The organism is Sodalis sp. RH16 (assembly GCF_047324245.1).
Classification (GTDB): domain Bacteria; phylum Pseudomonadota; class Gammaproteobacteria; order Enterobacterales; family Enterobacteriaceae; genus Acerihabitans; species Acerihabitans ligni.
Map to the genome: position 1 here is coordinate 5,677,781 of NZ_CP178737.1, position 26,021 is coordinate 5,703,801.

A 26,021-nucleotide genomic window follows, 5' to 3' on the forward strand; every position below is an offset into this window, starting at 1 on the left:
GAACGTGCTGCCATAGGCATATATCTCATTGGGTACCACTTATGATAGGCCTGATATGATACTGTAACTATGCAGGGCTAAAAAAAGACCCGGCTTCAGACCGGGTCTTTTTAACAGCATACTGCCCTATCCAAGCGGGTAATTGACAGTCGTCAAGCTTTATAACCGTTCGGATTACTCTTCTGCCAGTTCCAGGTGTCACGCATCATGCAATCCAGATCGCGAGTCACCGCCCAGCCCAGTTCGCGTTTCGCCAATCCGGGATCGGCCCAAAACGCCGGCAGATCGCCCTCGCGCCGCGGCGCGATAACGTAGGGAATGGTTTTACCGGAGGCCTGCTCAAAGGCTTTCACCATCTGCAGCACCGATGTCCCCACCCCGCCGCCGAGATTATAGGCTTTGAAACCTTTAAGGTTAGCGAGATGGTCCATGGCTTTAAGATGCCCGTCGGCCAGATCCATCACATGGATATAGTCCCGCAGGCAGGTGCCGTCCTCGGTGGGATAGTCGCCGCCGAAAATCTGCAGCTGATCACGGCGCCCCACCGCCACCTGGGCGATAAACGGCAGCAGGTTATTGGGAATGCCGTTAGGGTCTTCGCCGATACGGCCGGACTCATGGGCGCCCACCGGGTTAAAATAACGCAGCGCGATAATGGAAAACTGCGGCTCGGCTTTGGCGAAATCCGCCAACACCTGCTCCACCATCACCTTGGAGGTACCATAAGGACTGGTTGTCCCCCCGATGGGCGAAGTCTCCACGTAGGGCACCGTTGCATTGACGCCATACACGGTGGCGGAAGAGCTGAAAATAAAACGGTGCACGCCGGCGCGGCGCATCTCTTCCAGCAGCACCAGGGTGCCGCTGACGTTGTTTTGATAATACTCCAGCGGCTTGTGGGCGGATTCCCCCACCGCCTTCAGGCCGGCGAAATGAATCACCGCCGTAATATCATGATCGTCGAAAATACGCTGCAGACAATCCGGATCCCGCACATCGCCCTGATAAAAAACAATATCTTTATCCGTTAATTCGGACACCCGGTCAAGGGAGACATCAGACGCGTTGCAAAGATTATCCAGCACCACTACCTCATCGCCCCGCTCCAGCAGCGATAAAACCGTATGCGAACCGATATACCCGGCCCCGCCGGTGACAAGAATCGCCATAAGAACTCCTGAAGTTATTTAGCGCAACCCTATTTATCACAACAGAGAGCTATGCTACAGAAGGCTTTTGATCTTCTCACGGAAATCTTTGCCGAATTTTTCATTTCTCAGGCCATAGGTCACAAATGCCTGCATATAACCCAGTTTGCGGCCGCAGTTAAAGCTTTTACCGGTGAGATACAGCGCATCCACCGGCTGATGGTTAACCAGCGACGCAATGGCATCCGTGAGCTGGATACGGCCCCAGGCGCCCGGCTCGGTTTTTTCCAGCAATGGCCAGATATCCGCCGACAGGACATAGCGCCCCACCGCCGCCAGATCGGAATCGATATTGGTCAGGTCCTGGGGTTTTTCGATAAACGACTGAATCAACGCGCTGTCGCCGGGCTTGGAAACATCCTCATTGCAGCTGATCACCGAATACTCCGGCAAATGTTCCCGCGGCATGGACTGCACCAATACCTGGCTATGGCCGGTTTCATGGTAACTCTTCACCATGGCCGCCAGGTTTTGGGTGCGATTATTATAGGTGGAATCGTCCAGGAGGATATCCGGCAGAACCACTACAAACGGCGAGTTGCCCAGCATCGGTTTGGCGCACAGAATGGCATGTCCCAGCCCGAGCGCTTCACCCTGGCGAACATTCATGATGGTAAGGCCCTTCGGGCAAATGGCCTGCACTTCTTTAAGCAGGGTGTTTTTAACCCGTGCTTCCAATAGGGCTTCCAGTTCAAACGAGGTATCAAAATGGTTTTCAATGGCATTTTTGGACGCGTGCGTCACCAGCACAATTTCTTTGATGCCGGCGGCTGCGCACTCTTCAACCAGATACTGGATCATCGGCTTATCAACGATGGGCAGCATTTCTTTCGGTATGGCTTTGGTGGCCGGCAGAAGATGCATGCCCAGGCCGGCAACGGGGATCACAGCTTTTAAAATTTTCATTCAGTAAGCACCAAATTGGTTAAAAAAAGACATGTATTTATAAACCTAGTTACAATGATAGCACTAGGACAAGCGATATGATTACTCGCTTCTTAACAATGTCAGCAGGGCTGCTGTTTTTTCATGCATAAGAGTGGGATTGGGATTGGCCTTGCTCTCAATGTTTAAAAGGACTACAGGCTTGGTGTTGGAACTGCGTAGGTTGAAACGCAAGTTTTAACACGCTACATCAATAAGCCCCATCCCGCTTTAGAACAACGTTAATGGTTTTGAATAAAATGGCTATATCATTCCACAGAGACCAGTTTTTGACATACCACGCATCAAAATAGACACGCACATCATAATCGACATCATTACGTCCGCTCACCTGCCACAGTCCCGTCATACCCGGCTTCGCCATAAGATAGTAATCAGCATCGCCAGCATAGCGTTCAAGTTCTTTCTCAATGACAGGCCTCGGCCCAACTAGGCTCATCTCTCCTCTGAAAACATTCCAAAGCTGCGGCAATTCATCAAGACTGGTTTTTCTTATAAACTGCCCAACTTTTGTAATTCTGGGGTCATTTTTAAGTTTAAAATCTTTATCCCATTCTTTCCTTGCTTCTTCATCATTCGCCAAAAGATGGGCGAGCACTTCCTGTGAGTTCAAAACCATTGAGCGAAATTTGAGGCATTTAAATTTTTTCCCATTTAACCCTACCCTCTCATGGCCATAAATAGGACTGCCACCGTCCTTTGATACCTGATAAAGAATGAAAATTATTACAGGGGATAAAAACAGCATGATCATTCCGGAACCAAAAATGTCAAACGCGCGCTTAAGGAAACGAGATGACCGCTTTGCGAGATTATTGCTTACCCTAAGTATCATGACCTCATGGCTGAAAATAAAGGACATGTCTGTACCGTACAAGGGTACGCCGCGCAACGTTGGGATAACGGATACAGAGCGACAATCATGCTTAGCCAGATTTTTTAGCCAATAATCGCGATTAGCGTGCTGTTCAAATTCTACCGCAACGATAATTTGAGTGTTATCGGTATCAACCATTGACCATAATTCTGATTCATCATTAATAACCTGTTTGTCAAGCAACGTCGATTTGTCATGATTTTCCACGGCATAAAAGGCAATGACATCAAATCCTAAAATCTCTTCACTCTGTAAAGCTGCATAAGCGTCGCAGGCATTTTTACCGGAACCAATTATAATGGTCTGCTTTTTCCAAATCCCAGCCCAGTTCAGGGTGCGCTTGACTATGGCACGTCCAAGCGGGACCAATATGCTCGCTAAAACCCATGTCAAAAACCAGACATATCGAGACAATTCCCATTTCGAGAAAGCCACGATGGCAAGGTCTATAACAGAAAAAATTATGATTGTTCTCAGCACTTCCTTTAATTCGAACCAAAAAGGTTTCCTATATGTATAATGCCTGAGGCGCATCCAGAACCATGAGACACAAACTACCGACAGTATGATATGGGAATAATACCTAGCATGCATTTCTGATTTTGGAACAAATGCATAAAGATCATCCGTAGTCAACTCTAATAGGGACAAGGCCAAAACTAGAGAAATACAAAGAAAAAATAAATCAGAAAAAGCCAATGTTATCTTTCCTACAAATGCTTGTAGAGAACCAATATTGTTACTCATAAGATGCTCTTTGTCATAATTTGATTTAGGCATAGCTGTCATAATATCAACCCACCATATGCTATTTGAATTAGGATGAATAAAAATCCACTATGACTAAGACTCTTTTTTTTACCACTTAACTTGCCTCCAACATTATACGCATTAAATATATCTGTTTCTCCATTTGAACAACATGTATTATCTTCGCTTGATCTACTCACTGAAAAGTTTACAAAAATTTAAGTTATACCACGACAGATGAAAAATGGTATTACTTGAGAAATTGATCTATATAACTTACGCTAGACTAGTATTATATTCACTTACTTGTCCACATCGTCCGCATCAATTACAATCTAATATTATTAGAAGGAATGCCCAATACGAAGAAAACCTTTAAAACAATAAAATGTAGGTTTCAGATATGCATATAATTTAAATAACATTTAAATTATGGTCCTTTGCAAATATGGTATTTTATCAATAGTCATTTGATGATTAGTAGTCAGTTCCAAACACCATTCGTTATTTGCCAACTGGATAGAGACCTCTTATTTATACCGGTGCTTTTGTAGGAGAAATATTATTTCCTGATATAATTATTGTTCGAATATAAAAACTATTCTTCATTTGGAAACTTAGTAAGTAAGTGCTATTTTATTTTAGAAAATTTAGAAATAACTGCAAGTCTAACCATTGGTGAAGTAGTAAACAAAGCAAAACTATAAACAATTACGCCTAAAAAGCAAAGCATTACAAGTGATAATATATTAATAATTTTTACCATAGGATAAAAATTATTAAAAATTGTTAATGCGGCAATCATAACGAACGATGATACAAAAATTGCATATATCTTTTTAAAGAAACAAGATAAAGTTCCATTAATTATTCTTAATAGAAAAAACATTACTGGAAAAAAATTTAAAATATTCGCAATTAAATAACACATTGCAAATTTAGTAATATCAAAACGGATGCCTATAATAAAAGATCCCACTTGCAAAATAGTTCCCACAATACCCAACCGCATCAATATATCAGTTCGTCCCTTCGCCATAAATACAGAACCAGATGTACTTAATACCGCTTGGATAATTGCTGTAGGAGCCAACCATTTTAATATATCACCCGTTAGATGCCATTGAGGACCAATAACCAGCCTAACGAATGGTTCGCTATAAAAAGCTATACCGCTCATTAATGGTGTAGTAATCATTAATACAATAAAAATACAGTTAAGATACGTTCTCAGTACTTCTTCATCATCATCCTGACTTTTACTCAAAATTGGATATAATGAGCGGGTAGCTACAAACGACAAGCTTTGCAAAGGAAAAAGCATTATTCTGTAAGCTAGATTATAATAACCTAGAACAGCGGATGACATAAATTTTCCTATGATAAAACTATCACTATTACGTGAAAAATAATTGATAAAGTTAAATAATGAAAGATTGGCGCTAAAGCCAAAAATATTTCTTAGCTCTTTCATATCAATAAACAAACTCATTTTTGGCCGCCATGATGATGCCATCCAAAACTGAATGGCAGACATCATATTGAGTACTATTGCCTGAGCAACCAAGCTATAAACCCCATACCCAAAATTAGCTAAAATTATTGCAACAATAACGGAAGCCAATGATGATGTGATTTCAATCACTGACACCTTTTTAAATTGAGACTCTCTTTCCAGTAATGCCAAATGTGCTGATGCACAACTCGATAAAGGGAAAGTGATACTCAATAGCATTAATACATTGGTTAATTTTGGTTGATGATATAAAGAAGCAATAAAAGGTGCAGATACTGTTATTATAAGAGCGAGTCCTATTCCCATAAGTAAATTCAACCAAAACACTGTATTAATCAAACTATTTGTTAGCTCTTTTCTTTGAATAATTACTGCTGACGTGCCTAAATCCCTTAGTAAAACTCCTAAATTAAATATTACCAATGCCATTGCCATTAGTCCATATTCTGAAGGAGGAATAATTTTAGCAAGGTAAATGATATTAATTGCTTGGACCATTACCTTAAAAAGTTGTGATGACATATTCCATTTTGCATTTGAAAGTAATGTCATGCAGTAATAACCTTTCTAAGTACTTCTTTCCAGTTTGAAGGACTTACAAAAGCAGAAATTTTTAAATTACTCAATGAAGAATAGGCAGGTCTATGAGCTGCTGTGGGATATTGCTCTGTAGTAATTTTTTTAACTAATGGAGCATTATCTAGTTTGCCTGTTTCAATTGCGACTTTGAAAATTTTTTCAGCGAATTCGCTCCAGGTCATTTCCTTCCCACCACTAAAATGATAGATCCCACCCCCTGCGTCCTGTCTAAGAAGTCCTATAATAGCTTGTGCAATATCACCCGCATAAGTGGGACATCCCCGTTGGTCACAAACAACACTCAACTCATCACGTTCTTTACCCAAGCGCAGCATCGTCTTTACAAAGTTATTGCCATATTCGCTAAAGACCCAAGCCGTACGAATAATAATGGCGTCCTGCAATATGTTTGATACGGCAATTTCTCCGTCAAGTTTGGTTTTGCCATATACGCTCAATGGATTAGTCTCGTCGGTTTCAACATAAGGCATTATAGCTCGTCCATCAAACACATAGTCAGTAGAGACATGTACGAATCGAGAGCCTACCTTTTTTGCCTCTAACGCCAAATTTTGCGGACCTATTTTATTTACCAGTGAGGCAATCTCTGGTTCGCTTTCCGCTTTGTCCACAGCAGTGTAAGCAGCTGCGTTAACGATAACATCAGGCTGGAAAGTTTCCACAACAGTCTGGACTTGCTCGCGACTCGTTATATCTAATTTATTTGAATCAGTTGCTAATATATTCCAGCCAATAGGTATACAGTCCTGAAAACAACGGCCAAGTTGCCCGTTAGCACCGGTTAATAGAATTTTCATACTAATAATTCCTTAAGGTACTTACCGGTTTTATCTTTATCCGAAAGCAATGGATTACTTACAGGCCAATCGATACCAATATCTGGATCATTCCAATTTAGGCAGCCTTCGTGACCCGGGTCGTAATAATTAGTGCATTTATATTCAAAGTCAGCTAAATCTGTCAATACCACAAAACCATGTGCCAGACCTGGTGGAATCCAAAATTGTGTTTTATTTTCCTCCGAGAGAATTACCCCCTCCCATTGACCAAATGTCGGCGAACCTTGACGAATATCGACCGCGACATCAAACACCTCACCACGCACCACACGCACAAGTTTGCCTTGAGGATTTTGTGTCTGAAAATGAAGACCACGCAGGACCCCTTTACCGGAACGTGAATAATTATCTTGAACAAAGTCATATTCAATATTTAGCATTTCTTGATAACGCTTTTTTTCAAAAGTTTCGATGAAAAAACCACGTGCATCACCAAATACTTTCGGCTTAATGATTTTTACGTCAACAATTTTGGTATCAATTACCTGCATCATCTTAGCCCTCAATAAGAAGAGAAAGGTATTTACCATAGCCAGTTTTACTCAAAAGCTTTACCTGGGCTGCTACCTGTTCCTTATTCAACCATCCCTTACGATAGGCAATCTCTTCCAGACAAGCCACTTTAAAACCTTGTCGCTGTTCAATAGTATGTATAAACTGAGAAGCTTCAAGCAAGCTATCATGGGTACCTGTGTCCAACCACGCAAAGCCACGACCTAGTAACTCCACATGCAGGTTTCCATTCTCAAGGTACATCTGGTTGATAGTAGTAATTTCCAATTCCCCGCGAGACGATGGTTTAACCTGTTTAGCTATTTCCACCACGTTATGATCGTAAAAATATAACCCAGTTACTGCCCAGGTTGATTTAGGCTTATCAGGCTTTTCTTCGATAGATAAAGCCCGGTTGTTATTATCAAATTCAACCACACCAAAACGTTCTGGGTCCATAACCTGATAACCAAATATTGTCGCGCCTTCTTTACGGCCCATTACATTTTCCAACTTGCGGCCAAAGCTTTCCCCAAAATAAATATTGTCGCCAAGAACCAGCGCGCAACTATCACCATTGATAAACTTTTCACCGATCAAGAAAGCCTGCGCCAAACCCTCTGGACTTGGCTGGACGGCATAATTAAAAAACACCCCAAACTTACTGCCATCACCTAAAAGTCTTTTAAAGTTTGGCATATCCTCTGGAGTAGTTATAATCAATATCTCCCTGATCCCGGCTAACATCAGTACCGAAATTGGATAATAAATCATCGGTTTGTCATAAATCGGCATGAGTTGTTTTGAGGTGCCCTGTGTAATAGGATACAACCGAGTGCCCGAACCACCAGCTAAAACTATACCTTTCATTACTATGTCCTCTGACTGTGATTAACGTGAAAGGCCAAGACGTTCACCTAAATAAGAGCCATTTTTAACGCGACACCACCAGTCTTCATTTGCCAAATACCATTCCACGGTTTTGCGAATACCACTTTCAAAAGTTTCGAATGGTACCCAGCCCAGTTCTTTGCCAATTTTTGATGAATCGATTGCATAACGCTTATCATGACCCGGACGGTCAGCAACAAAGCTGATCAAATCCGCATATCGAACCAACCCAGCAGGCTTATTGGGAACAAGTTCTTCAAGCAAGTGACATATAGTTTTCACAACTTCAATATTTTTCCGCTCATTATGGCCACCTATATTGTAGTTTTCTCCCACTTGACCTTCCGTGAGCACCTTATAAAGTGCACGGGCATGGTCTTCCACATATAACCAGTCACGAATCTGCCCCCCATCTCCATAAACAGGTAAAATTTTACCTTCCAGCGCATTTAAAATAATCAGGGGAATAAGTTTTTCCGGGAAGTGATAAGGACCATAATTGTTGGAACAATTTGTTACAATAGTTGGCATGCCATAAGTTCTTAGCCAAGCACGGACGAGATGATCACTTGAAGCTTTTGATGCAGAATAAGGGCTACTTGGAGCATATGGTGTAGATTCGGTAAAAAGCTCCTCAGTGCCAAATAAATCACCATATACTTCATCGGTTGAAATGTGGTGAAAGCGGAAAAGCTGCTTCTTCTGTTTCTCAAGCATATTCCAATATTGGCGTGCAGCTTCCAACAACGTATATGTACCAACTACATTTGTTTTGATAAATTCAGCTGGGCCATCTATAGAACGATCCACATGGCTTTCAGCTGCTAAGTGCATTACCATATCAGGTTTATATTCGATAAATATTCTATCTAACTCCTGACGATCACAGATGTTTACTTGCTCAAAAAAAAATCGATTATTATTAGCCACTGGTCTTAAAGATTCGAGATTTCCTGCATAGGTCAAACAATCCACCACTACAACTTCATCAGATGTTTCATTAATGATATATCGCACAACTGCGGATCCAATAAATCCTGCGCCACCGGTAACAAATATTTTCATTTTAAAATACACCCCATAATCAAATTACTAATATACTATTAAGCTAACTACTTTCCGATACAGCCAGGCAAAACAGCCATTGCCATTTATTCAGTGCCTAGTGACGTGATAAGGCGTAAATTCATCGTATAGTGTAAGACTATTTAAAAAAAAAATTTAACTTATCATACAATACTAATTTTGACTAAATTAACAAAACTGCTATCTTTAATAAAGAGGCGAGTGTAGATAAGTTTGCCAATAGGCTTATATCCTATTCTTATGACACTTTTCCGATGTGGTATGCCCAATGGCGCCATGTCATAAAGCTCTTAATTATATCAACGGCGGGACAGTTTCTCCAACACTGGGGTTTATCCTGAACCTGCAAGCTTGATACTCAGACCACGCCGAAATATACTTAGAACGTACTAAATAGCGACACCATTTAAATTATCATTGTTGACTTAAGAATCTTTAGTATGATCGTACCAACGTAGGCAGGAACTCAAGCTCAACCCAACTTTTCACAAGCGGGGGGAGCTAACGTATGCAAGCGGACATGGCTTAAAGTAGGACCGGACAAATTACGTATGCGCACATACGTGAATGTAGTAAATCTCTACCGTCCTCCGCATCGTAATATCGTAATAGAATCATTACAATTCAGTTTCTATCGCAAATCCAGCAACGCCTCCGCCTGGGCCTTTATTTGCATGCCTTATCATGATTCATCGTATTGATTTTTTAGTTTGTTTTTGTGACTGGCGAGTATCGGTTAGAGATGTGTGTAGGAAATCCCTCTCTAGTACTGTATTTGTTCAGAATAAAGTCATTTGCGACGGTAGTGTTCATTCAGTTCGGGTTCACTGAGTGAAGGAGTCTCAACGGTGACGCAAAACAAGCTTCTGTAGACCATTGGCCTGAAGTTTTATTAGCTCCAGACACCGTTTTTCTCTCCTTTTTTTCTTGGTTACTCCAATGGTGGAAAGGGCAGCTTCCAACATCCTAGCCTGTAGTGGATGTGCGTAACGGTCATGTTAATGAGAAAATAATTTGGCAAGTGTGGCGGCATTTAGTCCCAGTAAACAGTGCTTAATGCCAATACCCCATCACCTGATTTAGAGTTTCCGTTAGAGGTGTCATTTACTAAATCCTGGGGATAATATAATTACATTAAAATAAGTTAATCAAAATTTGATGATTTAACAAAATTTAATAACTGAAAGAAAAGCTGAAAATAACTAATTGATTTTAATCGTAGGACATAAAAATCAAATTAGTTTGACATTAACGACAACGAGGATGCTTACCAATAAAATAAGTTTTAAAGATTAATGGTACACTGCGAACGTTTCCTTTTAACAGTTCCCCCCCTAAATATTTGGTGAGTCTAAGGAAAGAATGAAAGGTATTTTTAGAGTAGAACCGAATCGATAAAACACTATCATATAATCGTTCCTTATACCGCCATTCACTGATATTGTCACTGGCTCGGGATAGGGAGTGATTTACGTACGAGACAAGCTGAATCTTCACATAAATATTGTTTTTTCTCATTTCTCTAACTCTTCTAAAAAGACTGAAATCTACACCATACAATGCGAACCTACTATCAAAAACCTCCAAATTCAAATGAGAGAATTTATCAATCAAACTCCTATAAATTACCAGACCAGAACCGATACTTAAAACATCTTTTTCCGCATCGATAATTTCCCCGTCATGGCCATCGTAAATGAAACCATTAACTAAAGGATAATAAAGCTGATGATCACTCCTTTCTAAAATTTTTGGAATTTGAATATCAATATCATCACAGTAAAATCTATCTATATTGCTCAGAAAGTTACTATTCAAATGGCTGTCATCATCTAAAAAAATAATCCTTTCATAATGTATATAATCCACAATTATTTCGTTATAAATCCAACTAAGAGGTCTATTATCCAGATATTCTCTAAGCTCAATTTTAGAAACAACATCCATTAGTAAAGAATGAAAACTCCCTTCTAAAACTATTTTTTGAGGTCCATTGTTGACAATAACAAGATCACAATTTTTAAAATCTCCTTGCGAGATACATTCCAAAGTTAATGACTTGTCGATTTCTTTATCATATAAAATTACTAATAAAAGAGTTTTCATCATTTCCATCTATATCTATAATTTCAATTAATCGTTAAAATACAGCGTGTACTTAATGATTTGTAAAAACCGTCCTAGAACCTAGGTATAAAAAATAAATATTTATAATAATATTTCCAAATTTTACAAAAAAATATAGCATATAGCATGACATTTTAGCTTAGCGCATACTTTTTACGTGCATTTTTTATTTGTCTAGTCACTGGATATTCTATTTTCTTATAAAATAGGAAAGAAGCTATTATTGAAACAGTCATTAAAAATACAAAAAAGATGATATTACTTTGTATGCCTATTTTGACCAAAATAGTTGCTAACGGACTAAGTATAAAAGGATGAACAAGATAAAGCGAGTAAGACATATCGCCTAATAGCGACAATTTATTTTGTTTTTCAAAAATAAATTCCAAGTTAACCACACCGATGAAAAGAATAAACATGGGGATCCCAAACGAAATAGCCCTAATACCAAAATAATATTTATAACCAATTAAAAGGAATAGAATAGAGCTCGCAATCATGATCATAGATTGATAAGGTGTAAGCTTGACTCTTTTATAAACCTCAAAGGCACAAATTCCTAGCACAAATTCAAGGAAAAGATTACTAAATAAAAAATTTATAAGATGTTGCTGAGTCTTAAATAAAAAACCACATAAAAATAAAGCTATCATGATTGCTGAAGCAACAAGATTTCTTTTTAAAGGTGATACGTATAACGAAAATGCGTATATACAATAAAACGTCATTTCATAACTTAGAGTCCACCCATTTTGGACAAGGAATTTGTCACCATTTGGTATAAGAAAAAAAGAAACAAAAATTCCAGTCGTCCCTCCGCTTGAGTTGACCATGGAAGGGTTTATCAAATAAACAATTAGTGCAATAGTTGTTAGTATCCAATAAGGTGGGAAAACTCTTATTACTCGAGATTCAGCAAATTTTTTCCAAGAAGTCGTTATGGATGTTGTATAACTCATTATAAAACCAGAAATTATAAAAAATAAATCAACACCACATCCTCCTATGGCAAAATATTCGCTTTCAGACAATCCTTTTTGATAGGACTTCACTGCTATATGTGAAGTAATAACAAGTAATGCAGCGATACCTCTCAAAATTTGCACAGAGATAAGGCCCTTGTGGCTTTGGCGTTCAGCTATCATGAGCATCATTTCCTGTGTAAAATAAGTTCACTCGGGATTAGTAATGATAATTGTTACTAAGATGAAATAGTTATGAGGCATGGTTATGCTGACAAAAACACTTTTACTTATCATTCTATAAATAACCCATATATTTTAGAAAAAAAGACCCCCTATTTTCAACATAGACTTAAGATAGGTTTGTACACTATCGTCAGGAACTAATCTCTTCAAAAAATTAAAATTTGTAATAACAAATTTTGCAACTTTCTTTCGACCCACTGAGTCTCATCATACGATGTGATTACTGTGCTAAGAAAATAAACTTTGGAATGAACATAGAATAATATCGGAAAGCATGAATATAGGAAGACAAAATGTCCTTAAACACAATATTATATTGCTATAGAATAAAATTCTAAGCTAAAAAAAAAGCAAAAAAGTGCTTATGCAAATGTGTATATTATTATTTGTTATTTCAATAGTATTAAAACAGTTTTATTTATTAGCAGAAATTTCATTTAAAATTTTGGAATTTTTGAAACCTTTCATAATATTTTTTTCAGTTAAGTCTGAATTTAACAATCCGAAATTAGATTCATAAGAACTCACATTTTTTTCATTAATTAATTGATACCACCAAATTCCTTTAATATAATTTCTATCATTAACCAAGTCCATATATTCTTTAGCATATTGTTCTTGTCTAGATGCTAACAATTTCCCCTGGATTGAATCAGAATATCCCATTTCACTGATATATATATCTACATCTCTTCCCTCATTATATTTAGATCTTAACTCTTTTTCGAATCTATCTATCCTTATAAAATCCGTTTCCGGATTTTTAACTGAATAGGGATGGATTGACACTCCATCGACATATTTTAGTAATCCAGCACCCATCATGCTATTCATCCAATCAATATGTCTTTGATCCAGTGGATTCATGCTGCCTGCAATAATCAGAGCATTGGGGTCTATTTCTTTGATTATAACACTTGCTTTTTTAATCAAAGATAAATAATTCATTGATGAAATTTTATCATTTACACTACTGTTTGATTTAAAATCATCATGCCACCATTCATTATAAATTTCATATATTATTTTATCATTTTTATATCTATTTGCTACCCAGGTCACATAGTTACTAAATCCTTCCAAATATTCAGGACTAATAGGCTTCCCTGGACCATATAGATCATTCTTATAGCCCAAAATTATCAATGGGGTGATATTATATTTATTGATTGAATCAACAATGATTTTGTCAAGCCTCTCATTTGGAGGATTAAAAACACCTTTTTTAGTTTCAATATTTGACCATCTATAATCTGTTCTAAATGAATTAAATTTATATTTATTAAGTACTTTTAATAATACATCATTGCTTATATTTATTTTCTCGGGATGAAAGCAAACACCTATGTATTTGTTTTGTGAGGCTAAAGAAATATTAGAAAAAATAAAAAACATCACAAAAATAAATAATTTTTTCATATTCACCCTTAGCATAAAAAGACTTGATATAAAAAAGATAAATTAGCTATGCTGTTATCATCAGTGGGAAACGTACGAAATTAACACACTAATTAAATCTTAAGCATTTTGCTAATCAGAACAAAAATAGAAATATAGACAAATGATAAAGCTCTCGAATCAATTAATATTCTCATTTTGAACTTGTAAGTAAATTAAATAAAAATTAAAAATGGTTATTTAAAACAATATTAATTATGATTCTAAATAATTAGCCGAATAGCAGATAAATAAAGAGAACAAATACGATTTAAGCCACCTAATCCTGCAATAAAAAGAACATTTAACCAATCGGATTAAGCTATGCCGATCTGAGCATTCTTACTGTGACAAGAACGGGGAACAAGGCTCTATTCTATGCAGAAAGAAATAAACTTAATTCGTAATTGAAATCATGTAAGCGACTAATGATAATTCTTTTGCAAACAGGTTTGACTCTATCTGTGATATCATAATTCGTCTTTATGCTGCGCGCTTATTAGTAAGCAGATGATAGACTATCTTAATTTAGTCAGCTTAGTTCCCCCTTGGGGCGTCAATAAAGCATTAGCCCAGAGAAGCTTCCGCGCGAATGTGGACATATTAGTCAAACATTCCATATAATAATTCAATTATCTTTATGAACGTTGAAGCAGTAGAGTGTTACCGATTGAAATTAATTAATCATTTAACGATATAAACCACTTGCTCCCCTAAAGTGACTACATAAAACTGCTTGATCTGGCGAGGTTGAGCCTGATACGACACTGTAGGAAACCACTCATAAAGGAAAAAATTATTGCGATTAAAGAAACGCCTATTTAGGACTATATGGTGTTTATGAAGAATGAAATGGACATAGAATTTAATGTAAAAATTATCACTCACTGACAATGTGGAGGACAACTAAAACGGATGCCTATGTGGGGAAAACCGAAAAACATATTGTGGTACATATATTACATGTGAGGACAATCGATGTCGTTCATATCAGAACAATAATTATAATTCGGATTTATTGACAAATAATGCTTAGATACCAGAGAAGCCCTAAATCTCAGCGCGTAATATATAACGATATATCGGAGGTAATTACATCATTGACAAACTTCAGATAAGTTACGATTGGTTTAAAGAAAAATCTAGCTTTACCCTGTTATATAAACCTGTTACTTACTCTGGCAAGCAGAGTAAAACAGTTGCGCCTGGCAATCCATAGAGCAATTACCTGTAATCACCAGCGTTGATACATTGGGCTATTAATGAAAAGTATTGCCCTCTTATATTATAAAAAAAAGCGGCATCCTCTTTTCCCTCGACACACAGCAGCTAGCAAACAATGTTTGCGTGAATCAATACAATATTTTTCAACACAACAAACCATAAACGTTCTGTTAAAATTTTAAGTATTCGAATCATTTCCATAATAACAATGTTATTGTAAATTCTCATTGTTCTTTAAATTCTTCAGTAGAAGAAAAAAATCAACAAGATAAAAATAGAATTTCTTTGTTGATAGTAATCTATTGAGAAAAACTGAATACTTGACTTTGATTCCATAACTTATCAATTGTGCCTGAAGAATAGATTTTTCCTTACCTACTACAAAATTTCGCGTACAAAACAATTCGAAAGCGTCATTAATTTTTTTCTTATTACTTAATGTTATTCTATTCAAATCATGAGATGTATCTTGAATGTACAACGGAACTTTTATAAGATACGCTTTTTTATATTTGCCTTTAATGAGCAATCTGTAAAACAGGTCCAAATCTTGCCAAGCAGGCATTTCTGGAGTAAATTTTCCAGCCTCTTTCATTCTTTCTGTTAATGTAAAGCATTGATTTCCTATGATATTTTTAAACAAAATATCTCTAGAAGAAATTATCGTTGGTAATAAAAAACTGACAAATCTTGTTTTTTTAAATTTCCCTGATTTTGTTAATGTTAAGTAATATGTATATAAAAAGGAATACTCATCTAAGAGGTTTATATTATCAACTAAAATTTCTATGCGATTTTTAGGAAAAAAATCATCGTCATCTAACCCAGTTATGTATAAACCAGTTGCATGTTCTATGGCCATGTTTCGACTAATACAAGCGCCCGAATTTTGTTCCTTCAAAATAAATTTAATTCGAGTATCAGCCAATGATATTTTTTCCAAAAACTCTTGTGTTCCATCGGAAGATTTATCATCTACAACAATTATCTCTAAATTTGTATAAGTTTGATTTCTAACAGACTCAATTGCACGTTTAAGTAAATTCAATCGATTGTAGGTCGGAATATATATTGTAACAAGCGGGAAATTTTGCACGTATGTTCTCCTTATTTTATCTAACATATAAATCTAAAGTTTGTTCGTTCATTATATCTTTAGTATACGTGATTAATAATTTCCCCATCAGTTTTTCTTTTGCACTATCTAGATCATACTCATTTAAACGTGCTAAGATATTCGCTAAAGATTTACTGTCTCCTTTCTTAAAGGATAATCCGCTTATCTTATTAATTGTATTGAAAGCCGGTATATCACTTGTTATTATTGGCAAATAATAGCTGATTGCTTCTAAAGGTACCATAGCAAAGCCTTCCCAGCGGGAGGGTATAATCAAACAATCAGCCTGTCTGTAATAGTCTATTACCAATTCTCGATTAATCCAACCGGTGTATTTAATATCAATGTTTTCAAACTTAACTGATTTATAGTCCATATCCTCATTTACAGTCTCACCGATTAAAATCACTTTAATCTTATAATTTAATTTTTCACGATCAATAATTTTTAGTGCATCAATAAATATATCTATACCTTTTTGATAATCAAACCTTCCTACATATAGCAATAAATATTCATCTAACTTATTGTGCGTCTTAACATTTTTATTTTTTGGGATATCAACGCCATTATTAATGAGAATAAGCTTGTTTTTTGGTATTCCCCATAAAATGGCGTCGTGATATTCATTTTCGCCTACACAAATAATTCTTTCAGTAATTTTTGAAAGATTAATTTCACAGATATTATAAAATTTTCTCTTAAATTTTGATGTGTCCATCAAAAATGCGAATGCGTGCGGACAATAAATAATTTTTATTTTATTTTTATGAAAGAAAAAATACAAAATAAGCCTTCCAAGGAAACCAGCATAGGTACTATGTAAATGAACGATATCTGGCTGAAACGACTTTACTATTTTAAAGAAACTAATTGAGAAATTGAAAAGAGAAAAAGTATTTCTCTTCTTTCTATTGAAAGTCGTAATCGAATCATTCAAAGCTGGAGAAAGCTCACTTAAATGTTCTTTTGGTATTAAAATGGTTATTTTATCTATTTTATTATTATCCTTTTGATAAACCGCCAGATTATTTAATACTGTAGCAACACCACCTTTGATTGTTTCTGCCGCATGAAAAACTTTCATTAAATTTACCTTAATTTAAACATTATCTATAATCTTTTGAAAATTCTTATACCATAATTATTATTAATTGATTTAATATTTTATTATGTATGATATCAAACAATTAACTTATAATATTCTTTAGACATATAATATTCAAAAAAATAATTATCTTTCAAAGATGATCTCTAATTTCCTAAGAAATTTAAGTAATATTTCCTAATTCGTTGATTGCAAACTAAGGTTTATGTATTAATTACTGTTCGGTTCTGAATATTTTTGCCCATTAGCTACAAATATTATATAAATTTAAAACTTATTAAAAGGTTTACAGACTGAAACTATAATTTTGTGATTTTTTTACATATATACCAACTTATAATCATGAATCAGATATAGTTGGAACTAAAATAATGTGTGTTTATCTTATAGTCTAATAAATTTTAGAAAATTTATTAGTTATACTAAAAAATTTCATTATTCAAATAAAAGGTGTTCTAATTTTTTTGGCTTAATGATATCAGAAACATATTTCTAACACATTAAACTTTAAAATAGATCGAATACCGGGTTTATTTTATAAGGGTAAATCCCTGCAATATTACTTGATATCATCATAATAAAATAAGAAAAGGAAAGTACTATAAATAACGTATATACAATAATATTATTTAATTTCCTCAAAAAAATTATTGGAAGAATTAGCATTATATAAAATACAAAATATTGCACAATTCTCTGTGGTCCCGCTGGATCAGTCCCTAGCATTGCTATAGGAAATAATGCTGAGACTCCGCATATATACAGACACTCATATATTTTATAATCATTATCATCTTCTCTTATCTGTTTACCATATATATAAATAAATATTGCTATCAATGCATATAGCCCCACCGTAAACATTCCATGAGATCCACCGGAAACTTGCTCTGTATAGTGTTCATATCTTGAATTATTAAGTGCCATATGCGCAATTATAGCTGGTGCAGCAATCACCCCAACCAAAAAGGTCATTAATGCTTTAAGTTCAATTCTTAATTTAAAATGGCAGAGAAAATACATTCCTAACATAATTAAAGCTGTCACATGGAATTGCGCTGCTATTATTATAAACATAGCAAATTTTATGAATTCTTTTTTCAATAAATATTTTGTTGCATAAAAACATATACCCATTGCTATGCTTTGTCTTATTTGATTGTATAAGGTGAAGTACAATCCAAACGTTATGTATATATAGACGGAAAGCGTATAATTGACTGATTTCTCTTTTAAAAAAAACAAAACTGGAAATATACAAACGATGGACATAATAAAAAAATAAAAGAAATAATCATTATAAATTTCACGTATTATAACAACTAAATATTGATAACCTCTTTCGACATCAGGATCAAATTGGTATGCAAATTTATTAAATGGAAATCTAAAATATCTAGAATACATTTCGGCATCCGTGCCAACACTATAATACCGAATAGTAGCTAAAAGCATTAACATTAAAAGCGGAATTATGATGGCTCTTTTATTGATTGTTTTTTCTTCGAGCCCAACCCATAGGGATACAACCATTAGTACAATAATATATGGATACATGGCGCATTCTCTTTATTTGAAAATACATAATTTTAATATAATATAAAATGCGAAATTTACTTTTCGAGTTATGATAAACAATATTTGTAAATCATCCTTGCTATATACCATCCTCTACTTGAAATGATGATTTTTGATTATCTTATTAGACGTTCTAAGTAAAAATATCCTATTTTTGAATAAGTTACTTGTTACAAAAAATACATGCTGCTTCTAGTTTAGGAAGAAAACTCGGGTTAACCTTCTTTATTTCTTTGGATGCAATTGCTTATAGCGACATTTTATAATGTGTTGTTAATTATGTGAAAATTGAATCATGAATTTTTAAAGATATATGAGAAAAAATAACAAAATCTTTACTTAATCCTGACTAGTAACATTATCGATAAAAAGTCAATTGCATTTTTCATTAGTAGATATTCGTGTTAATCTTTCTTTTTATCTGAGTAAGAGTAGTCATAGTAGCTATAGCCATATCCATAGTAGTTGCTCGCTCTTCTAACCACCCCATTAAGGATACAGCCTTTAATTACAACTCCACTTTGTTCAAACCTCTTAACACTTACGTCAATTTCTTTGACTGTATCTCTCTCAAATCGCGCAACTAATAATGCTGTACCAACGTATCTTCCAATTATTGCCGCATCAGTTACCGCCAAAATAGGCGGTGTATCGACAATCACAAGATCATAATGCTGCCCCGCCCAAGTAAATAGAGCTTCGAAACGCGGATGCATAAGTAATTCCGCAGGATTAGGTGGTCTATGTCCCCTTGATATATAATCAAATCCCGCTGACGCTACGGTTTCAATGACATCACCCACCTCTACCTGCCCCGAGAGAACATCTGCCAAACCTTTATCCTGTTTCTGTCCAAACATCTTGTGGACATATCCTTTGCGCATGTCGGCGTCAATAAACAATACTTTTTTACCCGTTAGTGCAATTATGGCAGCAAGATTACTACTGATAAATGTTTTCCCCGCATCTGGACTCGCACCTGATATCATCAAAACATTATTCTTTGCTTCCATCATTGCAAAGTGTAAGCTAGTACGGAGGCTACGAATTGCCTCAATCGCAAGATCTGCCGCATTTTCCACTGCCAACAGAGTCGAACTGGGCTCATTACCCTTACTCTTCCCATTTTTCCGATTATTGTCAATAAACCACTCAGACACTGGTACGTTAGCGTACACGTTAATCCCTATTTCTTCCAATTGTTCTGGGGATTCAATTCCACGATGCAGAAATATCCGTAGTAATACCATACAGACAGAGAATAGTAGACCAAATAAGAGACCTGAAAGTAAAATCAAAGCCTTTTTAGGTTTTACTGGTTTAGGTTCAGTTACAGCATTATCAACGATTCTAACATTACCTATCGCACTCGATTTTGCAATATTTAGTTCTTGCTGACGATTGAGCAATTGCATATAAATTGCTCTTCCTGATTCCACATCGCGACTTAGACGTAGCACTTCCTGTTGTGTAGAGGGCATCTGTCCAACACGTTTATTTAGTTTTCCTCTTTCTTCCTCTAGCACCTGTCGTTTCTCAATAAGGGCTTTATAAGTTGGGTGCTCTTTAGTATATAATTGAGAAATTTCTGCTTCACGGAATGTTAATTCATTCAGCTGGTTATCAACATTTACTATTTGATCGAGTACAGATTTTGCTTCCATTGAAAGATCTATTGAGTCTTTCTGACGACGATAAAGATTTAATTTATCCTCAGCAGTATCGAGGTCTGTCCGAACTTTTGGCAGTTGTAAATTAAGGAACTCAAGACTTTTTGCATCTTGAGCTGCTTGACGAGCAATATTCTGTTCTAAGTAATTCTGACTTATAGAATCAAGTATTCGAGCATTTAAATCTGCATTTTCTCCGGTTATGCTTAGATTCAGCATTCCGGTATCTTTTCCTTGGTCAAAGACATCAAAATTTTCTTGTAAGTCATTGATAGCTTTTAATTTTGTGACATAAGTTAATGTGAATTTTGTGCCTGGTGTTGCCTGAATTTCATCAACCTTCAACGAAATTCCATTCCTTTCAATTAGACTCCCAGCTTGGCCATTGAATTTAAAATCTTCCCCTTCAATTTGAAAATGATTCTCATCCTTGACTGTCAATACTATTTTTGTGGGCGTGTCGTCATCTATTGGTGGAAGGTATAACCGCGTTACATTGATTTTCCCTGGTTTATCACCCAGCAGGCGGGCAATTCCCCTGCCAATTAAGGGGAAATATTTTTGCTCGGCGCTAACCTGCAGATTGAGGTCATCAACCGTTTTGCCGAGTACCATCCGCGACTGCAATAAGGCAATTTCTGGCGCCGACATAGGCTGACTATCCGGCAATATTTGAGATAGGCTATTCAGTATGGCATTACCTTCTTTCTGCTCAACCTGGATCAGTGCATCAGCCTGGTAAATCGGAGTAGCAAGTAACGCATAAAGCACAAACAATATTGTAATTCCCGCGGTAACACCAACGATCAAATTACGGTAATCAATCAATTGGCCAATCAAACGCCTCAGATCGATCGCCTCCGATTCTGGGACCGTAGGTTTTTTTGACATTACGGATGACATGCACTGTTTCCCTGATGAATTATCAGCCAAGCTTTTCTACCCATTGTAGGCAAGCCTGGTGAATTAACTGATAGACAGCCTCAAAGGCTTCCTCGCTTTTTCGATAGGGGTCCGGAATTTCTCGTTCCCCAATCCAGTGGCCGAGTAACATTGTTTTCCCACTTGCTTCTGGGTACTTACGACTTATCAGCCTTAGCTGGTGATACTCCATAGTGAGAATTAGCGAATACTTCCGAGCTAAATCCGAGGTAAATTGAACCCCAACATGATCAGCCAATGACAACCCATGTTTTTCTGCAATTTGAATAGCAGACGAATCCACACTTTTACCTACTAATGCAGCCACACCGGCAGAACTGATATTCTTTGTAGGCATAGCCTTCAGCAATAGTCGCTCCGCAATTGGCGAGCGGCAAATATTTCCCGTACACACTACCAAAATTGATTCAAACATAATCACCAGGTCCGGATAAAACGTCCTGTCTCAGTCATATCATGTACACCTGTAATGGTCGGCACCAACTGCGAGATAACGCGATTCCATCGTACCACGGGAGCGCTTGTGACATAGACAATATCATATGGTTCCAGTTGAAATTCTGTTCCCATAACCATCGCTGACGCATCTTTTGAATCAAGTTGATAGATATTAGCAATCTTTCCCCTTTTACCTCCACGAATCTGGCGTATTACAAATACACCAGAAGCGTCAGACATATCTTGGTTCACACCCTCCGCATTTCCCAAGGCTTCAGCTAACGTCATACCACTACGATCCATTTTCAAAGTGGACTGCTTACCCACTTCGCCCATTACAAATACCTTTAGATCGTCATTTCTAGGTATAAACAAAATATCACCCGGATAAAGTAGACGGTTTTGAGTCAAATCGCCTTTCTGCATTAATGCGTAAAGGGATAAAGTAGTGTCTTTACCATCGTGAGTAAGCACAACATTACGCCAATCGGCATCATCTGCCAAACCTCCTGCACCATTTATCGCATCTATAACGGTACGCGGAATATTAGTAATGGCCTGTGGTCCAGAGTTTTTGACTTCACCTGTAACATATACTTTCTGAGAACGAAAAGCAGCAACGCTTACATCAACTTGCGGGCTCTCAATATAAGTTGTTAATCTACTAGCGATTTCATTTCTAACTTGTGGCAACGTTTTACCAGCGACTTGTACCTTACCAATGTATGGATAAAAAATTGTACCATCTGAGTTCACCCAGTTCCCAGTATCACTAGCGCTTCGATACTGTCCTGCTGGAATAGTTAATTCTGGATGATCCCATACGGTAACCATTAGTACGTCACCTATTCCGATACGATAATCATAGTTACTTAGAAGTTTGTCCAATTCAGGATTAGGGCGAGAAACGACCGCAGATGGGCGTAACTGTTCAATCAAACTAGGGGTCAAAGGATAGACATTAACAAATTGGCTCAAATCAATATTTGAGTCATCCTGTTTTATCACTGTTTTGTCACTTGTTGATAAATTCATACCCGGAACAACTGTACAGCCACTGATCAAGCTTATAGACACCAAAAGCGGCATCAACTTAAGTTTTGTTTTCATCATTGAGTTATCGTCACTCTCGTTGTTGCTCGGCTAAAAAGCGTATCCATGTCTTTGATACCGCCTTCCGAAAGGGGGTTAGTGCCAAAAAGGTCCCAAAACATCGCGCTATGTGTCCAGGTACTTCGGTTGCAAGGGTTGTTCCGTGTCATCGCCTCACATCTCTTAAGAACGTCATCCACTGTAAAGATAGAACTACTTGAGCAAATATAGCTGAAAAATACAACTATAGAACTTATCATTATGATCCTGTTTGATCTAGCGCTCAAGCACGGCAGCGCTTGGCGGAAGTATTATCGGTAGGTAGGAGTGAAGCTTTAGTTATGGATTGACTTTGGCCGGCCGTCACTGCGATTGCGACATAACTTAATGAGGACGGTTCAGCGCGTCCGCTCAAACACCGATTATAATTTTAAAAGGCTCTGAAGCGGTTTGGCTGTGATGTGCGATACATCATGCCGGCCTGCCAAAAATGAGCAGACTTGGTGTGCAATTGCAGCAAGCCGATTCAGGCTTGTACACTTCAGTGCGCGTGAATTATGCCGAGGCACGCTACCGCCCTTGGCTTGCAGCAACCAATGCGCACTTCTTCATCTCTCACAAAACTGCCTTTAGTTGTTGCTTTGCTTTAGGCTGTAACACCATCACAATGTTAGCTTTGTCACAAATCCAATCTGCCTTAGCGTTTTTTTATTCAAAAAAGACAGTATTGGCACAACATATGCCTCATCATTGTTATACTAATTATTAATTATCTCTTTACAAGGTTTCCATGTCCACTGCCCTGAGTTTTAGGAATAAGACTACCCGTTTCGGTAGAAGTGACTGGCGCAGAATGGTGTTTTACTTACAAAAAGTGGGCGTTTATTGCCGTACCTCCTTGAAAAATAACAAAAACTTATTATATCCCTTCCTGTGGCCTGTTAAAGGCCAATGTGGATTAAGGTTTTTTTTAATTCAAGTTTAGAATGATTAATATACAAACCATTCACTAAGATTTAATTGTAGCGAGTTACAAATCAATAAATGAACTTAATTATTTTGTCATTAGCCTTTCATAGTGATCAAAATCGATTAAAAAATACCCAATTTTGATTAAGCAATTATTGAGTTTTCTCCGGTTAACTCCCATCATTCCCTTCTGAACCGCTAATACATAAGGTAAAACGCCGATTATGGAATGGATCGCTGATCCGACAATGTGGGCCGGTCTGGCAACGCTGATAGTGCTGGAGCTGGTGTTGGGCATCGACAACCTGGTGTTTATCGCCATTCTGGCGGAGAAGCTGCCCGCGGGTCAGCGCGATCGTGCCAGATTAGTGGGATTGGCCCTGGCGCTGGTGATGCGGTTATTGCTGCTGGCGTCCATGTCGTGGCTGGTCTCTTTGACATCTCCCCTGTTTAGCGCCCTGGGGCACCCCTTTAGCCCGCGTGACCTGATCATGCTGGCCGGAGGTATCTTTCTTATCTTCAAAGCCACCATGGAGCTTAATGACCGGCTTGAGGGCAGTGACGAAGAATCAGAATCGGAGCGCAAAGGAGCGCGATTCTGGCCGGTGGTGGTTCAGATCGTTATTCTGGATGCGGTATTTTCCCTGGATTCGGTGATTACCGCCGTGGGCATGGTGGATCATCTGGCGGTAATGATGGTGGCGGTGGTGGTGGCCATCGGCGTGATGATGCTGGCCAGCAAGGCCCTGACCCGCTTTATCAATGCCCATCCCACCATTGTTATCCTCTGTTTGAGCTTTTTGCTGATGATTGGCTTTAGCCTGGTGGCGGACGGCTTCGGTTACTCTATTCCGAAGGGCTATCTGTATGCCGCCATCGGCTTCTCTATCGGGATTGAATGTCTTAATCAGCTGGCGCAGTTCAACCGGCGGCGCTTTTTATCTTCCTCGGTGCCGTTGCGCAAGCGTACTGCCGAGGCGGTATTGCGTATGCTGAACGGTAAGCATGAGGAAGCGGAGCTGGATGCCCAGTCATCGTCGTTAATCGCCGATAACGAGGGAGAAGGCCAGGAGGTCTTCAATGAGCAGGAGCGGCGCATGATTGAGCGGGTACTGGGCATGGCACAGCGCACCGTCAGCAGCGTGATGACCTCTCGCCATGATATCGAGCATATCGATTTGCGGGATCCGCCGGATAAAATCGTTTCCCTGCTGGAAAACAACCAGCACACCCGGCTGGTGATTACCGAGGATTCGGCGTCCAATGAGCCGCTGGGGGTGGTGCATGTGATTGATCTATTGACCCAGCAGCTGCGTCAAGAGCCGTTGGATATCCGCTCGCTGATCCGCCAGCCGTTGGTGTTTCATGAGCAGTTGTCGCTGTTGCTGGCCCTTGAGCAGTTCCGCGAGGCCCATACCCATTTTGCCTTTATCGTCGATGAGTTCGGTTCGGTGGAGGGGATTATCACCCTGAGCGATATCATGGAGACCATTGCCGGCAACCTGCCGCTGGAAAATGAGGAGATGGATCCCCGCCATGATATACAGCAGCACGACGACGGTACGCTGATTGTCAACGGCTACCTGCCGCTGGAGGATTTGGCGGGGTATATCGATATTTCCCTGGCCGAACGGCGGGAGTATCACACCCTGGCGGGATTATTGATGGAGCATAGCCAAACCATTCCCCAGGTGGGGGACCGGATTTCTATCGATAATTACCTGTTCGACATCCTGGAAGTGGAGAGCCACCGGATTTTGAAGGTGCTGATTACGCCGGTGAGCGAAGCGGAGTACGAAGTGTAAGCTGTCGCGATGGGCATGCCGCTACCTTTATCTTCGGCACAGCCTGCGGGGGATAAAATTTATCACCCGGCGATACGCTGATTGCCGGGTGATATGGTCGAG

Annotated in this window: 19 protein-coding genes and 1 pseudogene; 2 read left to right on the plus strand and 18 right to left on the minus strand. The window is 38.0% G+C overall.

The features are described from left to right. Window positions 1-152: 152 nt before the first annotated feature. From galE to ACL2XJ_RS26080, 18 genes and pseudogenes are all read right to left on the minus strand, one after another. On the minus strand, window positions 153-1,169 hold the full coding sequence (galE, locus tag ACL2XJ_RS25995; RefSeq protein ID WP_413725037.1) for a UDP-glucose 4-epimerase GalE: 1,017 nt from the start codon (window positions 1,167-1,169) through the stop codon (window positions 153-155). Window positions 1,170-1,223: 54 nt separating this feature from the next. After that, window positions 1,224-2,114, minus strand: coding sequence for a sugar phosphate nucleotidyltransferase (locus tag ACL2XJ_RS26000; RefSeq protein ID WP_413725038.1), 891 nt, complete (start codon window positions 2,112-2,114; stop codon window positions 1,224-1,226). An 81-nt stretch (window positions 2,115-2,195) separates the two neighbouring features. Next, window positions 2,196-2,324, minus strand: a pseudogene (locus ACL2XJ_RS26005) (phosphomannomutase); the annotation flags it as partial. Window positions 2,325-2,343: 19 nt separating this feature from the next. Next, a complete protein-coding gene (gene wbaP, locus ACL2XJ_RS26010) occupies window positions 2,344-3,777 on the minus strand; it encodes an undecaprenyl-phosphate galactose phosphotransferase WbaP (protein WP_413725039.1) in 1,434 nt (477 codons plus the stop codon). A 634-nt stretch (window positions 3,778-4,411) separates the two neighbouring features. Further along, window positions 4,412-5,848, minus strand: coding sequence for a lipopolysaccharide biosynthesis protein (locus tag ACL2XJ_RS26015; RefSeq protein ID WP_413725040.1), 1,437 nt, complete (start codon window positions 5,846-5,848; stop codon window positions 4,412-4,414). Then, a complete protein-coding gene (rfbD, locus tag ACL2XJ_RS26020) occupies window positions 5,845-6,693 on the minus strand; it encodes a dTDP-4-dehydrorhamnose reductase (RefSeq protein WP_413725041.1) in 849 nt (282 codons plus the stop codon). Before rfbD ends, ACL2XJ_RS26015 begins: the two co-directional genes overlap by 4 nt. Beyond that, window positions 6,690-7,226: a dTDP-4-dehydrorhamnose 3,5-epimerase gene (gene rfbC, locus ACL2XJ_RS26025; protein WP_413726976.1), complete on the minus strand. Its 537-nt coding sequence runs from the start codon at window positions 7,224-7,226 to the stop codon at window positions 6,690-6,692. The genes rfbD and rfbC overlap by 4 nt, the downstream gene beginning before the upstream one ends. 4 nt (window positions 7,227-7,230) lie before the next feature. Next, the gene (gene rfbA / locus ACL2XJ_RS26030; RefSeq protein WP_413725042.1) at window positions 7,231-8,097 is read right to left on the minus strand and encodes a glucose-1-phosphate thymidylyltransferase RfbA; all 867 of its coding nucleotides are present in this window, start codon (window positions 8,095-8,097) and stop codon (window positions 7,231-7,233) included. 21 nt (window positions 8,098-8,118) lie between these two features. Further along, complete coding sequence (gene rfbB, locus ACL2XJ_RS26035) at window positions 8,119-9,183, minus strand: dTDP-glucose 4,6-dehydratase (RefSeq protein WP_413725043.1); 1,065 nt, start codon at window positions 9,181-9,183, stop codon at window positions 8,119-8,121. 1,269 nt (window positions 9,184-10,452) lie between these two features. Beyond that, window positions 10,453-11,319, minus strand: a complete 867-nt coding sequence (locus tag ACL2XJ_RS26040) for a glycosyltransferase family 2 protein (protein WP_413725044.1) — start codon at window positions 11,317-11,319, stop codon at window positions 10,453-10,455. Window positions 11,320-11,465: 146 nt separating this feature from the next. Beyond that, complete coding sequence (locus ACL2XJ_RS26045) at window positions 11,466-12,476, minus strand: acyltransferase family protein (protein ID WP_413725045.1); 1,011 nt, start codon at window positions 12,474-12,476, stop codon at window positions 11,466-11,468. Between the two features lie 477 nt (window positions 12,477-12,953). Continuing rightward, on the minus strand, window positions 12,954-13,958 hold the full coding sequence (locus tag ACL2XJ_RS26050) for an endo-1,4-beta-xylanase (protein WP_413725046.1): 1,005 nt from the start codon (window positions 13,956-13,958) through the stop codon (window positions 12,954-12,956). 1,453 nt (window positions 13,959-15,411) lie between these two features. After that, a complete protein-coding gene (locus tag ACL2XJ_RS26055) occupies window positions 15,412-16,296 on the minus strand; it encodes a glycosyltransferase (RefSeq protein WP_413725047.1) in 885 nt (294 codons plus the stop codon). A gap of 16 nt (window positions 16,297-16,312) precedes the next feature. Further along, on the minus strand, window positions 16,313-17,404 hold the full coding sequence (locus tag ACL2XJ_RS26060; RefSeq protein ID WP_413725048.1) for a glycosyltransferase: 1,092 nt from the start codon (window positions 17,402-17,404) through the stop codon (window positions 16,313-16,315). Window positions 17,405-17,932: 528 nt separating this feature from the next. Beyond that, window positions 17,933-18,982, minus strand: coding sequence for an EpsG family protein (locus tag ACL2XJ_RS26065; protein WP_413725049.1), 1,050 nt, complete (start codon window positions 18,980-18,982; stop codon window positions 17,933-17,935). Window positions 18,983-19,407: 425 nt separating this feature from the next. Continuing rightward, entirely contained in the window at window positions 19,408-21,576 is a 2,169-nt protein-coding gene (locus ACL2XJ_RS26070; protein ID WP_413725050.1) for a polysaccharide biosynthesis tyrosine autokinase, read from the minus strand. A 22-nt stretch (window positions 21,577-21,598) separates the two neighbouring features. Further along, window positions 21,599-22,030, minus strand: a complete 432-nt coding sequence (locus ACL2XJ_RS26075) for a low molecular weight protein-tyrosine-phosphatase (protein WP_413725051.1) — start codon at window positions 22,028-22,030, stop codon at window positions 21,599-21,601. Between the two features lie 2 nt (window positions 22,031-22,032). Next, window positions 22,033-23,166 carry a polysaccharide export protein gene (locus ACL2XJ_RS26080; RefSeq protein WP_413725052.1) on the minus strand — a complete coding sequence of 378 codons (1,134 nt, stop codon included), beginning with the start codon at window positions 23,164-23,166 and terminating at the stop codon, window positions 22,033-22,035. A gap of 469 nt (window positions 23,167-23,635) precedes the next feature. Between ACL2XJ_RS26080 and ACL2XJ_RS26085 the strand changes: the two genes are divergently transcribed. Beyond that, window positions 23,636-23,914 (plus strand): hypothetical protein, encoded by a 279-nt coding sequence (locus tag ACL2XJ_RS26085; protein ID WP_413725053.1) that lies wholly within the window; start codon window positions 23,636-23,638, stop codon window positions 23,912-23,914. Between the two features lie 424 nt (window positions 23,915-24,338). Continuing rightward, window positions 24,339-25,919, plus strand: coding sequence for a TerC family protein (locus ACL2XJ_RS26090; RefSeq protein WP_413725054.1), 1,581 nt, complete (start codon window positions 24,339-24,341; stop codon window positions 25,917-25,919). Window positions 25,920-26,021 lie beyond the last annotated feature (102 nt).

Bases quoted from the DNA above. Each gene is read 5' to 3' on its own strand.
- galE (WP_413725037.1), bottom strand. From the start codon at position 1,169: ATGGCGATTCTTGTCACCGGCGGGGCCGGGTATATCGGTTCGCATACG.
- ACL2XJ_RS26000 (WP_413725038.1), bottom strand. From the start codon at position 2,114: ATGAAAATTTTAAAAGCTGTGATCCCCGTTGCCGGCCTGGGCATGCAT.
- wbaP (WP_413725039.1), bottom strand. From the start codon at position 3,777: ATGAGTAACAATATTGGTTCTCTACAAGCATTTGTAGGAAAGATAACA.
- ACL2XJ_RS26015 (WP_413725040.1), bottom strand. From the start codon at position 5,848: ATGACATTACTTTCAAATGCAAAATGGAATATGTCATCACAACTTTTT.
- rfbD (WP_413725041.1), bottom strand. From the start codon at position 6,693: ATGAAAATTCTATTAACCGGTGCTAACGGGCAACTTGGCCGTTGTTTT.
- rfbC (WP_413726976.1), bottom strand. From the start codon at position 7,226: ATGCAGGTAATTGATACCAAAATTGTTGACGTAAAAATCATTAAGCCG.
- rfbA (WP_413725042.1), bottom strand. From the start codon at position 8,097: ATGAAAGGTATAGTTTTAGCTGGTGGTTCGGGCACTCGGTTGTATCCT.
- rfbB (WP_413725043.1), bottom strand. From the start codon at position 9,183: ATGAAAATATTTGTTACCGGTGGCGCAGGATTTATTGGATCCGCAGTT.
- ACL2XJ_RS26040 (WP_413725044.1), bottom strand. From the start codon at position 11,319: ATGGAAATGATGAAAACTCTTTTATTAGTAATTTTATATGATAAAGAA.
- ACL2XJ_RS26045 (WP_413725045.1), bottom strand. From the start codon at position 12,476: ATGATAGCTGAACGCCAAAGCCACAAGGGCCTTATCTCTGTGCAAATT.
- ACL2XJ_RS26050 (WP_413725046.1), bottom strand. From the start codon at position 13,958: ATGAAAAAATTATTTATTTTTGTGATGTTTTTTATTTTTTCTAATATT.
- ACL2XJ_RS26060 (WP_413725048.1), bottom strand. From the start codon at position 17,404: ATGAAAGTTTTTCATGCGGCAGAAACAATCAAAGGTGGTGTTGCTACA.
- ACL2XJ_RS26065 (WP_413725049.1), bottom strand. From the start codon at position 18,982: ATGTATCCATATATTATTGTACTAATGGTTGTATCCCTATGGGTTGGG.
- ACL2XJ_RS26070 (WP_413725050.1), bottom strand. From the start codon at position 21,576: ATGTCATCCGTAATGTCAAAAAAACCTACGGTCCCAGAATCGGAGGCG.
- ACL2XJ_RS26075 (WP_413725051.1), bottom strand. From the start codon at position 22,030: ATGTTTGAATCAATTTTGGTAGTGTGTACGGGAAATATTTGCCGCTCG.
- ACL2XJ_RS26080 (WP_413725052.1), bottom strand. From the start codon at position 23,166: ATGATGAAAACAAAACTTAAGTTGATGCCGCTTTTGGTGTCTATAAGC.
- ACL2XJ_RS26085 (WP_413725053.1), top strand. From the start codon at position 23,636: ATGAGCAGACTTGGTGTGCAATTGCAGCAAGCCGATTCAGGCTTGTAC.
- ACL2XJ_RS26090 (WP_413725054.1), top strand. From the start codon at position 24,339: ATGGAATGGATCGCTGATCCGACAATGTGGGCCGGTCTGGCAACGCTG.